At 36.4% G+C, this 15395-nt stretch carries 11 protein-coding genes and 1 riboswitch; of the genes, 1 reads left to right on the forward strand and 10 read right to left on the reverse strand.

The annotated features are described in order from the left end of the window. Positions 1–142: 142 nt before the first annotated feature. Positions 143–1396, reverse strand: coding sequence for a dicarboxylate/amino acid:cation symporter (locus E0F89_RS08625; protein WP_131909406.1), 1254 nt, complete (start codon positions 1394–1396; stop codon positions 143–145). A gap of 145 nt (positions 1397–1541) precedes the next feature. Here E0F89_RS08625 and gldA point away from each other — a divergent pair, with 145 nt between their 5' ends. Then, entirely contained in the window at positions 1542–2438 is an 897-nt protein-coding gene (gene gldA, locus E0F89_RS08630; RefSeq protein ID WP_131909407.1) for a gliding motility-associated ABC transporter ATP-binding subunit GldA, read from the forward strand. A gap of 182 nt (positions 2439–2620) precedes the next feature. Here the strand turns inward: gldA and metF are convergent, their stop codons facing one another. The 9 genes from metF to cysD form a co-directional block, all read right to left on the reverse strand. Then, positions 2621–3577, reverse strand: coding sequence for a methylenetetrahydrofolate reductase [NAD(P)H] (gene metF / locus E0F89_RS08635; protein WP_131909408.1), 957 nt, complete (start codon positions 3575–3577; stop codon positions 2621–2623). A 95-nt stretch (positions 3578–3672) separates the two neighbouring features. After that, the gene (gene metH, locus E0F89_RS08640) at positions 3673–6354 is read right to left on the reverse strand and encodes a methionine synthase (RefSeq protein ID WP_131909409.1); all 2682 of its coding nucleotides are present in this window, start codon (positions 6352–6354) and stop codon (positions 3673–3675) included. A 437-nt stretch (positions 6355–6791) separates the two neighbouring features. Continuing rightward, positions 6792–7841 carry a homocysteine S-methyltransferase family protein gene (locus E0F89_RS08645; RefSeq protein ID WP_131909410.1) on the reverse strand — a complete coding sequence of 350 codons (1050 nt, stop codon included), beginning with the start codon at positions 7839–7841 and terminating at the stop codon, positions 6792–6794. A 261-nt stretch (positions 7842–8102) separates the two neighbouring features. After that, a riboswitch (SAM riboswitch) is annotated at positions 8103–8221 on the reverse strand. A 92-nt stretch (positions 8222–8313) separates the two neighbouring features. Continuing rightward, complete coding sequence (locus E0F89_RS08650) at positions 8314–9366, reverse strand: NAD(P)/FAD-dependent oxidoreductase (RefSeq protein WP_131909411.1); 1053 nt, start codon at positions 9364–9366, stop codon at positions 8314–8316. Between the two features lie 162 nt (positions 9367–9528). After that, complete coding sequence (locus tag E0F89_RS08655; protein ID WP_131909412.1) at positions 9529–10110, reverse strand: precorrin-2 dehydrogenase/sirohydrochlorin ferrochelatase family protein; 582 nt, start codon at positions 10108–10110, stop codon at positions 9529–9531. Between the two features lie 2 nt (positions 10111–10112). Beyond that, positions 10113–10886 (reverse strand): uroporphyrinogen-III C-methyltransferase, encoded by a 774-nt coding sequence (gene cobA, locus E0F89_RS08660; protein WP_131909413.1) that lies wholly within the window; start codon positions 10884–10886, stop codon positions 10113–10115. Then, positions 10879–12969, reverse strand: a complete 2091-nt coding sequence (locus E0F89_RS08665; protein WP_131909414.1) for a nitrite/sulfite reductase — start codon at positions 12967–12969, stop codon at positions 10879–10881. Before E0F89_RS08665 ends, cobA begins: the two co-directional genes overlap by 8 nt. Positions 12970–12998: 29 nt before the next feature. Next, a complete protein-coding gene (locus tag E0F89_RS08670; protein ID WP_131909415.1) occupies positions 12999–14243 on the reverse strand; it encodes a sulfate adenylyltransferase subunit 1 in 1245 nt (414 codons plus the stop codon). Between the two features lie 151 nt (positions 14244–14394). After that, positions 14395–15294 carry a sulfate adenylyltransferase subunit CysD gene (gene cysD / locus E0F89_RS08675; protein WP_113637736.1) on the reverse strand — a complete coding sequence of 300 codons (900 nt, stop codon included), beginning with the start codon at positions 15292–15294 and terminating at the stop codon, positions 14395–14397. Positions 15295–15395 lie beyond the last annotated feature (101 nt).

Here is a 15395-nt window from a genome sequence, read left to right on the forward strand (position 1 = left end):
GAGATTCGCTAAAAAACTGGTTATTAATTATGTAATAATTAAAAAAAGGCTTTTAAAATATTTTTTAGTTAGTCCGAATTTGAAATTTTAGAGAAACCAAACATTCTTTCTCCAAACATTCATCTTTAAAATCATACCTAAATTAGGCTACTAATTTATCAGTAAGCCATTTTTTTCCTTCCGAAATTCGGGTTACCAGCATCGCAGAAACCAAATCACCATTGGCGTTCAGCAATGTCGCCATTGGATCGACAAGAGTTCCCACAATCATTGCCGCCGGAAGCGCTTGTTCCATTGGAAATCCATAAACGGTAATCGCCAATATTTCTCCTATGTAACCTCCGTTTGGAATTCCGCCTTCGACTACCGAAACAATTATCGTAATTCCCAAAGCCATTAATATAGTATTAGGATCGGTTAAATCTTTTCCAAACATGGCGAAAATAACCGCAATTTTTATAATCGACGACATACTCGAACCATCTTTATGTAAAGGCGCACCCAGCGGAATGACAACATTTCTGATGTGAGCCGGAATATTCATTTTTTCGGCACCTTCTAGATTGGCAGGAATTGTTGCAATGCTGCTGCAGGTTCCCAATGCCGTTAATGAAGGCGTAATATTATTTTTCCAAAACACTTTAAATCCTAATTTTCCTCCAGCGATAAATGCATACAAACTAAAAAACACGACAAAGTAAAAAGCGCAAACTGCATAATAAAGTCCCAAAGGTTTTGCATATGCACCAAATAATTGCGGCCCAAAAATCCCAACCTGATATGCAAAATAAGCACCCAAACCTATTGGAGCCGTTTTCATAATAATGTGTAACAATTGCTTCATTACTTCATTACCTGAATTCAAGAACCGACTGAAATCTTTCCCTTTTTCACCCGATTGCAAACTGGCAAATCCTAATAAAAACGAAAATATGATGAGCGCCAACATGCTTTTTCGAGAAAGTAGCTCATAAAAATCCCCCGCTGTGAGTAATTGAGTAAGTTGTGAGCCTGTATTTGCACTTTGTACACTTTCAAAAGGTATTTTTGAAAGAATAATATCTTGCTGAATGGGAAACAACAAAACAGCAACTAGCATCAAAATAGCCGAAATCAACACGGTGCTGAAAAACACTCCTATAACAATTACAAATAATTTTCCCAGTTTCTCTGTTTTTTCTAAATTGGCAATCGAAGATGCAATCGTAAAAAACACCAATGGGATAATTGCTGTAAACAATAAATTCAGAAATATATCACCCAAAGGTTTTATCACCTCTACTCCTTTTCCAAAAACTAAACCCAATATACTTCCTGCCAGAATTCCGCCCAGAAGCAATAAAATACTTTTGTAGTTTTTTAAGAAACTCCCTGATTGTGTATTTTTCGAATTCATATTTATATTGTTTAGGTAAATATATAAATCTAAAATAGAATTCAAACCCGCTTTGTTAACTTTGACAAAAGACTTTTTAGCTATTGAATACGAAAAACAATAAATCAATACTTTTTCTGTTTACTTTTGCAACAAATAAAATTCCATGTCAATAGAAGTTACTAATATATCAAAAAGTTACGGTGCCCAAAAAGCATTGGATAACATTTCATTTTCCATTAAAAAAGGAGAAATCGTTGGTTTTTTAGGTCCAAATGGAGCCGGAAAATCAACTTTAATGAAAATATTGACAACCTACATCAATGCCGATGAAGGCTCCGCATTAGTAAATGGAAACGATGTAAATACTCAGCAAAAAGCAGTTCAGCTTTCTATTGGTTATCTTCCGGAACACAATCCGTTGTATTTGGATTTGTATGTAAGAGAATATTTGGCTTTCAATGCCGATGTTTACAAAGTAGCTAAATCCCGAATCGAAGAAGTAATTCAATTGACCGGTTTAAGTACCGAAAGTCATAAAAAAATAGGGCAATTATCCAAAGGATATCGCCAGCGCGTAGGTCTTGCCAACGCTTTATTGCACAATCCAGATGTTTTGATTCTTGATGAACCAACTACCGGTTTAGACCCGAATCAATTAATGGAAATTCGTAATGTGATTAAAAACGTGGGAAAAGACAAAACTGTTTTCCTTTCCACACACATTATGCAGGAAGTCGAAGCAATTTGTGATCGCGTGATCATCATCAATAACGGGAAAATTGTTACCGATAAAAAACTGGATAACTTAATTTCCGAAGATAAAGAACAAGTTATTGAAGTAGAATTTGATTATAAAATAGAGGAACAATTAATTGCTAAAATCGAAAATCTTGTTTCTTATAGAAATACGCACGATATGATTTGGGAATTGACTTTCAAAGCGGATAAAGACATGCGCCCTGCAGTTTTTGATTTTGCTAATGCCAATGGTTTGAAAACACTTCAACTGAATCAGAAAAATAAAAACTTGGAGGCAGTATTTAGAGAGATAACTAAATAGTGAGTTGGCAGTGTTCAGTTAGTAGTGTTCAGTCTAATTTTCGAATGAAAAACAAACTCTTTTAAAATACAAAACCCTTATTTTTTTCCTAACCTCCTTGGTCGGAATGACAATATTATTAAAATTAAAAAAGCTTCCAGCCTTTAAAAGGCTGGAAGCTTTTAATAAAATAATATGAATTTCTAAAAAACCTTACCAGCTATTTGTCGGATATTTTCTGATTTTCCCATAGAATAATAGTGCAAAACGGGAACGCCGGCAGCTTTCAGTTCTAACGATTGTTGAATCGCCCATTCGATTCCTACTTGTCTGATATCTGCATTATTTTTGCATTGATCAACAGCATTAATTAAATCCTCGGGTAAGTCGATTCGGAAAATTTGTGGTAAAACCTGTAAATGTCTTTGTACTGCGATTGGTTTAATACCCGGAATAATAGGAACGGTAATTCCCATCTCTCGGGCTTTGGCAACAAACTCAAAGTATTTCGCATTGTCAAAAAACATTTGTGTCACCACATAATCAGCTCCTGCATCCACTTTTTCTTTCAGTCTTTTCAAATCTGAAATTAAAGATGGAGATTCCAAATGTTTCTCCGGATATCCCGCAACTCCAATACAAAAATTGGCTTTGTTATCAACATCCATCACGTCATGCAAGTATTTTCCGCAATTCAATTGGTTAATTTGCTTGACCAAATCAACCGCAAAATCATTCCCTCCTAATTTAGGAACAAAAGATTGCTCGTCTTTCATCGCATCGCCACGCAAAGCCATCACATTATCAATTCCAAGATAATGACAATCGACCAATAAATATTCGGTTTCCTCTTTGGTAAAACCACCGCAAAGTACATGAGGAACTGTATCCACATTATATTTATGCTTGATTGAAGCGCAAATTCCAAGAGTTCCAGGACGCATTCTGGTCAGTTTTTTTTCCAATAAACCATTACCCTTATCGACATAAATAAATTCTTCGCGAGAAGTGGTTACGTCTATAAATGGCGGTTTGAACTCCATCAACGGATCAATATTATCGTATAATTCCTGAATGCTTTTCCCTTTTTGAGGCGGAATAATTTCGAAGGAGAATAACGTTTCTCCTTTTGCTGCTTCTATATGCTGTGTTACTTTCATTTTCTTTAGTTTGAAGTTTAAGGTTTAAGGTTTAAGGTTCTCTCGAACAACTTTAAACTTTAAACTTTAAACAAAATTTCAACTTTAAACTATTTCTAATCCGCAATATTCGGGTTCAACCATTTCGTAGCTACTTCGGTCGAAACGCTTCTTCTTTTGGCGTAATCAATAACTTGATCTTCTTTTATTTTTCCAAGTCCAAAATACTTACTTTCCGGATTCCCAAAATAATATCCTGAAACTGATGAAGCGGGCCACATCGCCATGCTTTCGGTTAAAGTCACTCCAATTTCTTGTTCTACATTTAGTAATTTCCAAATCGTAGGTTTTTCTAAATGATCTGGACAAGCCGGATAACCTGGTGCAGGACGAATTCCTTTATAAACCTCATCAATCATAGCTTCGGTAGTTAAATTTTCATCCAAAGCGTAACCCCAAATTTCTTTACGGATTTTTTCATGTAAATACTCCGCAAAAGCTTCAGCAAAACGATCTGCCAATGCTTTGACCATGATCGAATTGTAATCGTCTAAATCTCTTTCGAATTCTGCTGCCCATTCATCCACACCAAAACCGGTCGTGACACAAAACGCTCCCATATAATCGGTTTTACCGCTGTCTTTTGGAGCAATAAAATCAGACAATGCGATATTTGGAGCCCCTTTTGTCTTTTGTGATTGCTGACGCAAAGTCAAAAAGGTTTGTAATGGCTTTCCGTTTTCGTCACTTAATTCGATGTCATCATCATTGACCTGATTCGCAGGGAAAATTCCGTAAATTCCTCGAGCGGTTAGTTTCTTTTCTCTCAAAATAACGTCCAACATTTCTTTGGCATCCGCAAAAAGAGATGTGGCTTGTTCGCCCACAATTTCATCTGTTAAAATAGCCGGATATTTTCCGAACAATTCCCATGTTCTAAAAAAGGGTGTCCAGTCAATGTAGGGAACCAAAACATCCAAATCAACTTCGATAGTTCGCTCTCCAATTATATTTGGTTTTACTGGAGTAAAATTATCCCAATCCAACTGCAATTTATTTTTGCGCGCTTGCTCAATAGTCAAGAAATTTTTGTCGCGTGAACGATTCAAAAATGTTTCTCTAAACAAATCATATTCCTCTCGTATCGTTTTTGCGTAAAGCTTTTTGTCACTATTCAATAAACTTCCAGCAACTGTTACCGCTCTCGAAGCATCATTTACGTGAATAACTGTTTCTCTATATTGAGGTGCAATTTTCACGGCAGTATGCGCACGCGAAGTGGTTGCTCCACCAATCATAATTGGAATATTTAATCCTCTTTTATCTAATTCTTTTGCGAGATAGACCATTTCATCGAGTGACGGTGTGATTAATCCGCTTAAACCAATAATATCAACATTGTGTTCAATAGCAGCTGCAATAATTTTTTCAGGAGGGACCATTACACCTAAATCTACAATCTCATAATTATTACATGCCAAAACTACCGAAACGATATTTTTTCCAATATCATGCACATCGCCTTTTACGGTTGCCATTAATATTTTTCCATTCCCCCTTTTGTCGCCGGCTTGTTTACTGGCTTCAATGTAGGGCAATAAATAAGCTACCGCTTTCTTCATAACACGCGCTGATTTCACCACTTGTGGCAAAAACATTTTACCTGAACCAAATAAATCTCCTACGACATTCATTCCTGCCATTAAGTTGATTTCGATTACTTCGATTGGTTTTGTTGCTGCCTGTCTGGCTTCTTCAACATCGATTTCTATAAATTCATCGACTCCTTTTACTAACGAATGCGTCAATCGTTCCTGAATAGTTTCTGAACGCCATTCCTGAACTGCTTTTTCATTACTCTTTACGTCTCCCTTTACATTTTCTGCAAAGTCCAACAAACGTTCCGTTGCATCATCGCGTCTGTTTAGAATTACATCCTCAACATGTTCTAAAAGATCTTTTGGAATTTCGTCGTAGATAGAAAGCATTTCAGGATTCACGATTCCCATTGTCATACCATGCTGAATCGCATGATATAAAAATACCGAGTGCATCGCTTCACGAACCGTGTCATTTCCTCGAAACGAAAACGAAACATTACTCACTCCACCGCTAATATGCGCATGAGGAAGATTTTCTCTAACCCACTTAGTTCCTCTAAAGAAATCCAATGCATTCAAACGATGTTCTTCCATTCCTGTTGCTACTGGAAAAACATTTAAATCGAAAATAATATCCTGCGGGGGAAAACCCACTTTATTTACCATGATGTCATACGACCGTTGGCAAATTTCTATTCGGCGTTCATAATTATCAGCTTGTCCAACCTCATCAAAAGCCATAATAATGACCGCAGCTCCGTAGCGCTTAATCAATTTAGCGTGATGGATAAATTGTTTTTCCCCTTCTTTTAACGAAATAGAATTCACAACACTCTTTCCTTGAACCACTTTTAAACCAGCTTCGATGATATCCCATTTTGAGCTGTCAATCATAATTGGAACTCTGGAAATATCCGGTTCAGCAGCAATTAAATTCAGGAATTTCGTCATTGCATATTCGCCATCAAGCATTCCTTCATCCATATTAATATCGATGATTTGCGCGCCACCTTCCACTTGTTCTTTTGCAATGCTAAGTGCTTCTTCGTATTTTTCTTCCTTGATTAATCGAAGGAATTTTCTAGAACCGGTAACATTCGTTCGTTCACCAATATTCACAAAAACGCTTTCCGGAGTAATGATCAAAGGCTCTAATCCTGATAATACAAGGTTTCTTCTATTTTCTGCTTGTGCCATTTTTTATTGTATTTGATCCTTCACGATTTCAGCAAACGTTCAGGTTTCGTATATCTTATTATTATTTTGGGCGTGACCCAAAAGGGTCGGGCTATTCGTTCCCGCTCTTTTTTTCGGCTAAAAAGCCTTAAAAAAGGAGCTTCACTGCTATCCCTCACGCGGGTCGTTTATTTCAAATCAGCATTTCAAGCTGTAACCTTAGTTTGTCATTCCGACGAAGGAGGAATCTCATTATGTGATTACTTCGTCTGTTCACTCCGTTCGAGTCCTCATTCGTCGGAATGACAAAATCACACTCAATATTTATATTTTCTAGACACGGATTGTAAATCCGTGCTATCTAAATTCTTTTTCTGGGCGCGGATTGCAAATCCGCACTATCTAAATCTATATATAAACATACCTACAAGGTTTAAGAAACCTTGCAGGAAATTTAATTACATTGTTGCGGTGGAAACTCTCGGTTTGTAATCTTTGGCGATATCCGCAATCAACTTTATATGTTCTGGCGTTGTTCCACAACAACCGCCTATAATATTGACTAAATTATCGTCCAGATATTCTTTGATAAAGGCTTGCATTTGTTCCGGTGTTTCATCATACTCTCCAAACGCATTTGGTAATCCTGCATTAGGATGTGCCGACACGTTGAATGAAGTATTCTGTGACAACGTTTGCAAATAAGGCTTGAGTAAATCAGCTCCCAAAGCACAATTGAAACCTACGCTCAACAATGGAATATGAGAAACCGAAACCAAAAAAGCTTCTACCGTTTGACCTGAAAGCGTTCTTCCTGAAGCATCGGTAATTGTTCCGGAAACCATGATAGGAATATCGATATTACGTTCGTCTTTGACTTCTTCGATGGCAAAAAGTGCTGCTTTGGCATTTAACGTGTCAAAAATAGTTTCTACTAAAAGCAAATCACTTCCTCCGTCTATCAACGCTTCTACTTGTTGTTTGTAGGCAATTCGTAAATCATCGAAAGTTACCGCTCTGTAACCCGGATCATTTACATCTGGTGACATGCTCGCTGTTCTGTTTGTTGGTCCTATTGAACCGGCAACAAAACGAGGTTTGTCTGGATTTTTAGCGGTAAATTCATCGGCTACTTCACGGGCAATTCTTGCTGACTCATAGTTAAGTTCGTACACCAAATCTTCAAGATGGTAATCAGTCATTCCGATGGTGGTTCCTGAGAATGTATTGGTTTCAACAATATCGGCTCCTGCTTCAAAATAAGCGGCGTGAACGGCACGAATCGCTTGAGGTTGCGTGAGTGACAATAAATCGTTGTTCCCTTTCAAAGAATGCGGAAAATCTTTGAAACGTTCGCCTCGAAAATCTTCTTCAGAAAAATTGTAGCGTTGCAACATGGTTCCCATAGCTCCATCGAGTACGAGTATGTTTTTTTTAATGGCTTCTTGAATGCTCCCCCTAACCCCCGAAGGGGGAACTCCTAAACTATCTTTTATATCTTGTGACATATTCTTATTTTTTAAATATAAAATTGATTGGTTTGAATAATTGCAAAAAATTACAATTAATCACCCTTTAGCCCCGATTGTAGCGATATCCTTTTTTTCTGGTCCCAAAGGTTCGGGACAGAAAAAAAGATATAGCGGAAAGCGGGAACAGTATTGGCAAAAAAAACGCCAATTGTTCGCTCCTGATACTGAAATTAATTCAGCAGGCTAAAAATATATGTTGTCAAGAAAAGGTTTGAGAAATACTAAGTGAGTATTCGTGTGTTATCTATCTTAGATACTGAAAATGTTCAGTATAAAGTAGAATGTAGCACCTTCTTTAAAGATAAAGGGTTGCTAAGGTTTCATTGGGTCTTTCCCTCCGCCTTTCGTGATAACTTTCAATAAATATAGGAACAGTGCAAAGTAAAGACAAAGCGCTAATACTTGCAAGTATTAGCGCTTAATTTTTTAACTAGTTTGGGCTAAGTTGTTAAACTATTGCTTTCACCACGGCTTTTGGAGCTTCTTTACGAGTTCCGTCAAATCCGTCAACACCGGAAACTGTGGTGTATTTCAATACATATTTTTTACCTGGATTGATGATTTGGTAAGCTGCCTGACACATTAAAGTGGCTTCATGGAATCCACAAAGAATCAACTTTAATTTTCCCGGATAGGTATTTACATCACCAATGGCAAAAATTCCCGGAATATTGGTTTGATAATCCAAAGCGTTATTTACTTTGATAGCATTTTTTTCAATGTCTAATCCCCAATCTCCGATAGGACCTAACTTTGGTGTTAATCCAAAAAGCGGAATAAAATAATCCGTTTCAATAGTTCGGTGTGCGCCATTTTCCTCGACAACAACTCCTTCTAAATGTTCAGCACCTTTCAAGCCAACAACTTCTCCAGGCGTAATCATTTTTATTTTACCGGAATTTTTCAATTCTTGTACTTTTTCAACAGAATCTAAAGCACCTCTGAATTCGTTTCTACGGTGAATCAAAGTCACTTCAGAAGCTACATTCGACAAGAAAATACTCCAGTCTAAAGCTGAATCTCCTCCTCCAGCGATTACTACTTTTTTGTCTCTGAATTTCTCCGGATTTTTGATAAAATATTTAATTCCTTTATCTTCGTAAAATTCGATGTCTTCAATCAATGGTTTTCTTGGTTCAAAACTTCCCAATCCACCTGCAATTGCTACTACAGGAGCATGGAATTTTTTTCCTTTATTAGAAGTCACAATAAAAGTTCCGTCTTCTTGTTTTTCGATTGTTTCAGCACGTTCACCAAGAGTAAATCCTGGTTCAAATTGCTTGATTTGTTCCATTAGATTATCTACTAAATCTCCCGCTAATACTTCAGGAAATCCTGGAATATCATAAATAGGTTTTTTAGGATATAATTCAGATAATTGTCCGCCCGCTTGTGGCAAAGCATCCAGAATATGACATTTTAATTTTAACAATCCTGCTTCAAAAACTGCAAATAAACCCGTAGGTCCCGCTCCTATTATAAGTATGTCTGTTTTAATCATTTTTTATTCTTTTATTCCTCCCCCCAACCCCCTCGAAAGGAGGGGGAGACTGGGTAGAGTTTCTTTTGTTATACTTGTTCTTACTTATTATTATTTTCACAAATGAACGAATGATTCTTTCAAAAATAAATGATAAATATCATTCGTTATTTTGTGATGCTTTTATTCTTTATTTTTTAATGCTTCGGTGATTTCGTTCATTTTTTGAACTTTTTCTTCGAAATTCCCTTTTAGTGTTTTGCGATATTCATTTAAGTTTTCGACCATTTTATTAATATCGTCCGGGATTATTTCTTCAAAAAACTCCCGTAATCTTTTGGCAGTTGTTGGTGATTTACCGTTTGTGGAAATCGCAATCTTCACATTTCCTTTGGTTACAATTCCGCCTAAATAATAATCACATAGTGGCGGTGTGTCTGCAATATTGCAAATCAAATATCTTTTTCTGGATAAATCATAAATCCTTTTATTCACTTTCAAATCATCGGTGCAGGCAATAACCATGTGACGTTTGCGAAGCATCCATCGATTGAATTTTCTATAAGTCAATTGTACCGAAGGATGTTTTGCAGCGAGGCTTTCCAATTCTGGTAAAAACCTTGGTGCCACCACCTCAACATTAGCGTTTGGACTCGATTTCAACATGAAAGATAACTTTTCTAAACCCACATTTCCGCCACCCACAATAAGTACGTTGAGGTTGTGTAATTTTAAAAAAATAGGATATAATTCGTTCCTTTCCAATGCTACTTTATTTCTTTTGATATGAATTCTTCGTAAAATCCTTTCAATTTATTACTTTCTTTTACTACTTCTCCAATGACAATTATGGCAGGTGAACTTAATTTATGCTCCGTCACAACTTGTTGAATTGTATTAATTGTTCCAACACCAATTTTCTCCTGAGCAGTAGTTCCGTTTTGAATAATCGCAACTGGAGTTTCGCCTTTAGATTCTTTTTGGAACAAATCAATAATCTGAGACAGTTTGCTCATCCCCATCAAAATCACAACTGTTGCCGATGATTGCGCTGCTAAAGCCACATCATTTGACAATTTTCTGTCAGACGTTGTACCCGTAATTACCCAAAAACTTTCCGAAACACCTCTTTTGGTCAATGAAATCCCTTGATAAGCGGGAACGGCAATCGACGATGAAATTCCAGGCACTACAAATGTAGGTATCCCAAAACTTTCTACAAAGTCTATTTCCTCACCCCCACGACCAAAAATAAATGGATCACCACCTTTTAACCGAACCACATGTCCGTAGGTAAGCGCATTATCTACAATTAATTGGTTGATTTGGTCTTGCGTGTATTCATGACAGCCTTTTCTTTTTCCAACGAATATTTTAATTGCTTTTTTAGGAGCATAACTTAAAATTTCTTCGTTTGCCAAAGCGTCATACAAAACCACATTGGCCTCAGCCAGTGCCTTTGCCCCTTTGATTGTCAGTAAATCCGGATCACCTGGACCCGCACCCACTAGCGTTACTATTGGTTGTATCTTTTTAAGCATCGGCTAAGTCTTTTTCTCTGTACGATTCAATTGCTTCAAAAAAGGCACTTGCATCTTGAATGTAATTTTGTGCAAATTCAGCAGAAGGTTCATTCTGATTGATTTGGTATACTAAATCTCTTAATGTTGACTTCAATTGAATGATGTTTGTTGCTATGAAAACCGTATCAAACAAATCGATAATTCCAGCTTGGTGATTTGTTTTTTGGTTTTCAGCCAATAATAATGCTTTGGCTCCATTTACAAATCCTGCGTATGCCAAATAAATTGCATCAGCCCATTTTGTATCGTCAAAAGCTTCTTGTGCGAAAGTTAATTTGTCTTTAGCTTCCAATAATAAGGTAGCCACTAAATCAATAACAACACCAGCGCATTCTCCTACTCCAACTGCTTTTACGTAGTTATCAGCATTGCCCCAATCTACAAAATCAGCTTCGGTAAGATTAGTCAAATCAGCTAATGGTTTCAAAAATTCATAGAAATATTTTTCCCCTTTGGCATCATAATAATTCAAAAATGATTGTCCGTTTCCGTTTGCTTCAAAATCATTTAAGATGAAACGTAATGCATCAGGTCCTCTTCTACTTGGAATTTTGATTACTTTATCAGAAAATCTTCCGTTTCCATTTCCTAAATTTCCTCCGCCTAATAACACTTGAAGTGCTGGCGCCACTAATTTCCCTGAATTGATTGACATTCCTTGGAAACCAATTTCGGCCATATTGTGTTGTCCACAAGCATTCATACAACCACTAATTTTAATTGTGATTTCCTGATTGTTGCTGTATTGAGGATATTCTGTTTCTAAAACTCTTTCCAGTTCTACTGCGATTCCGGTGCTGCTTGCAATTCCTAAATTACACGTATCTGTTCCCGGACAAGCCGTAATATCCGAAATGGTATTGTAACCCTGAGCCACAAAATCTAACTTGGCTAATTCTTGATAGAAAAAAGGTAAATTCTCTTCTTTTACGTGACGAATTAATATGTCTTGTCTCAATGTAAAACGCAATTCATTCGCCGCATAATTTTTAATTAATTCTGCCAAAGCTCTCGCTTTATCTGTATAAAAATCGCCTAATAAAACTTTGATTCCAATAGCTACATAACCCGCTTGTTTTTGCGCAATTACATTTGATTTTTTCCAAGCTTCGAAAGCTGCTGTATCTTCGATTACTACTTTTGGAGCTTCTAATAAAGGTGCTGGAATTTCAGCATCAAAAGCTGTTGTATCTATTTCAACTGTTTGGTTAGACAACGCTTTTTTCTCTTCATCAACCAATTTCAAAAATTTATCTCTACCAATATCTTTGATTAGGAATTTCATACGCGCTTTCAAACGTTTCGCTCTTTCGCCATAGCGATCAAAAATTCTCAAAACACCTTCGGTTGTTGGTATAATTTGGTTTACGGGAATAAACTCTGACAATAATTCGGCGTGATGCGGCTGAGAACCTAATCCTCCACCTAACATTACTTTAAATCCTCTTTCGCCATTTACAATTCTTGGAATAAATCCTAAATCATGTAAATAACTCAAGGCCGTATCTTTATCCGAAGAAGAAAATGAAATTTTGAATTTACGTCCCATTTCCTGACAAACTGGATTTCTCAAGAAAAACTGAAACATAGCGTGCGCATAAGGCGACACATCAAAAAGTTCTTCAGTATCAATTCCTGCTGTTTCGCTGGCCGTAATATTTCTTACCGTGTTTCCACAAGCTTCACGAAGTGTAACATCATCTTTTTCCAGTTCAGCCCAAAGTTGTGGTGTTCTGTCCAAACTTACATAGTGAATCTGGATATCCTGACGCGTTGTAATGTGCAAACGTCCGGTTGAATATTCATCAGAAACTTTAGTAATACGAGTCAGTTGTTCGCTGGTCACTTTACCAAAAGGCAATTTGATACGAATCATTTGAACGCCTTCTTGACGTTGACCATAAACTCCTCTCGCCAAACGAAGGCTGCGGAAACGCTCATCATCAATTTTTCCATCACGGAATAAAGCAATTTTTCTTTCTAAATCGATAATGTCTTTTTGGACAATCGGGTCTTCTATTTCGGTTCTAAAACTTTCCATCTGTGTGTTGTTTTTGGCAAAAGTTAAATTTAGTTTATAAATCCAACTCCAGCAGTTGTGTTGGTTGCAGCATCAATTAAAATAAAAGCGCCGTTTGATTTGTTGTCATTGTAGGCATCAAAATACAAAGCTTTGCTCAATTTAATATTTACTTCGCCTATTTCATTTATAGCCAATTGAGTCGCTGGTGTAACTCCAGAATAATCTGTAGCGATTACGTTTTTCACGCTTTCAATTTTTGCCAAAACCCTGTTGGTATTGTGTTGTACCAAATATTTAGCCCCTGGAACTAACTTTTTGCTGTCCATCCAACAAATCGTTGTATTGATGTCTTTTTCAATTTTAGGCAACTCATTCGATTTTACAATCATGTCTCCTCTTGTCACATTGATATCATTTTCCAGTTCCAAAGTAATCGAAGAACCTGCAGTCGCTTCATCAAATTGCTGATCAAAAAAGTGAATATTAGTCACTTTAGACTCTGTCAATGAAGGAAGAACCGTTACTGCATCGCCAACTTTGATATTGTTCCCGTATAATTTTCCGGCGTATCCTCTAAAATCATGATACTCTTCCGTTTTTGGTCGGATAACTGTTTGAACCGGGAAACGTACTTTTCCTGTTTCAAAAACATCTTCTGGCTCTAACGCTTCTAAATGTTCCAAAACCGTTTGTCCAGTGTACCAGGGCATATTCTCTGATTTATCAGCAACATTTCCTCCATTGATAGCACTCAAAGGAATATAACTTACGTTTTGCTCTTTGAATGAACTTTTGCTGTTCAGCGCTTGAAAATCAGCTTTGATTTTGTTGTAAACTTCTTCAGAATAATCAACCAAATCCATTTTGTTTACCGCAACAATCACCTCTTTTACTCTCAATAAATTATTGATAAAAAAGTGACGGTACGTTTGCTCAATAACTCCTTTACGAGCATCAATCAAAATGATAGAAACTTGTGAAGTCGAAGCGCCCGTAACCATGTTACGTGTATATTCTACGTGACCCGGAGTATCGGCAATAATGTAACTTTTCTTTGCTGTCGAAAAATAAATATGCGCCACATCAATTGTAATTCCTTGTTCTCTCTCAGCAACCAAACCATCGGTAGCCAAAGAAAAATCTAAATAATCGTATCCTTTTTGCTTGCTGCTTTTTTCTATTGCTTCAATCTTATCTGTAGTCAATGATTTTGTATCGTATAATAACCTCCCGATTAAGGTACTCTTTCCATCATCTACACTTCCTGCTGTTGCTATTTTTAAAACTTCCATCTGAATTTTGTTTAAAGTTTAAAAGTTTAAGGTTTCCTAAATACCTTCTACAAACTTCTAAATTTGATTTTTTTATTTTAAATGTTGAATTTTAAATTTTAAATGTCTCAGAACAATTCATAATTCATAATTCATAACTTATAATTATTTTCTAAAAATACCCTTGTTGTTTTCTTTTCTCCATCGCGGCTTCAGATCGTTTGTCATCAATTCTGGCTCCTCTTTCTGAAATAGTCGAAGATCTGATTTCGCCTACAACTTCCTGAATGGTTGCTGCGTAAGAATCAACAGCTGCAGTACAACTCATATCGCCAACGGTTCTAAAACGAACAATTCTTTCTTCAATTTCTTCATCTTCTTCTTGGTATACAAAAGGAGAATGTGACCAAATCATACCGTCTCTCAAGAATACTTTACGTTTGTGTGAAAAATAAATCGATGGAATTTCTATTTGCTCTTGCTCAATATAACTCCAAACATCAAGCTCTGTCCAGTTCGAAATTGGGAAAACACGAACGTTTTGACCATTTTCAATTTTTCCGTTTAAAATATCGAATAATTCAGGACGTTGGTTTTTCTCATCCCATTGACCAAAATCATCACGAACAGAGAAAATACGTTCTTTAGCTCTTGCTTTTTCTTCATCGCGACGCGCACCACCAATACAAGCATCAAATTTAAATTCTTCGATTGCATCCAAAAGTGTAGTTGTTTGCAAACTGTTTCTGCTGGAGTATTTACCTGATTCTTCTACTACCTTACCTTCGTCAATAGCATCCTGAACATTACGAACGATTAGTTCTAATCCTAATTCAGCAACCAATTTATCTCTGAAAGCAATAGTTTCTGGAAAGTTATGTCCTGTATCAACATGCAACAATGGAAAAGGGATTTTAGCAGGGAAAAATGCTTTTTGTGCTAAACGCACCAATGTAATCGAATCTTTCCCACCAGAAAAAAGTAAAACCGGCTTGTCAAATTGAGAAATTACTTCTCTAAATATGTATATCGCTTCGCTTTCTAATGCGTTTGTTTTTAATATGGTACTCATTATTATTAGTTTAAAAGTTTAAAGTTTAAAGTTTAAGGTTGTTGAAACCTCATCTAAAATCTCTTAACTATTATTATTTTTTCTTTTCTCTTTATTCTAAC

Source organism: Flavobacterium caseinilyticum (genome assembly GCF_004349085.1).
In the GTDB taxonomy this organism is placed as follows: Bacteria; Bacteroidota; Bacteroidia; order Flavobacteriales; family Flavobacteriaceae; genus Flavobacterium; species Flavobacterium caseinilyticum.

What these genes read in the sequence shown, in the direction of transcription:
- E0F89_RS08625 (WP_131909406.1), bottom strand. Translation starts at nt 1,396, where the DNA reads ATGAATTCGAAAAATACACAATCAGGGAGTTTCTTAAAAAACTACAAA.
- gldA (WP_131909407.1), top strand. Translation starts at nt 1,542, where the DNA reads ATGTCAATAGAAGTTACTAATATATCAAAAAGTTACGGTGCCCAAAAA.
- metF (WP_131909408.1), bottom strand. Translation starts at nt 3,577, where the DNA reads ATGAAAGTAACACAGCATATAGAAGCAGCAAAAGGAGAAACGTTATTC.
- metH (WP_131909409.1), bottom strand. Translation starts at nt 6,354, where the DNA reads ATGGCACAAGCAGAAAATAGAAGAAACCTTGTATTATCAGGATTAGAG.
- E0F89_RS08645 (WP_131909410.1), bottom strand. Translation starts at nt 7,841, where the DNA reads ATGTCACAAGATATAAAAGATAGTTTAGGAGTTCCCCCTTCGGGGGTT.
- E0F89_RS08650 (WP_131909411.1), bottom strand. Translation starts at nt 9,366, where the DNA reads ATGATTAAAACAGACATACTTATAATAGGAGCGGGACCTACGGGTTTA.
- cobA (WP_131909413.1), bottom strand. Translation starts at nt 10,886, where the DNA reads ATGCTTAAAAAGATACAACCAATAGTAACGCTAGTGGGTGCGGGTCCA.
- E0F89_RS08665 (WP_131909414.1), bottom strand. Translation starts at nt 12,969, where the DNA reads ATGGAAAGTTTTAGAACCGAAATAGAAGACCCGATTGTCCAAAAAGAC.
- E0F89_RS08670 (WP_131909415.1), bottom strand. Translation starts at nt 14,243, where the DNA reads ATGGAAGTTTTAAAAATAGCAACAGCAGGAAGTGTAGATGATGGAAAG.
- cysD (WP_113637736.1), bottom strand. Translation starts at nt 15,294, where the DNA reads ATGAGTACCATATTAAAAACAAACGCATTAGAAAGCGAAGCGATATAC.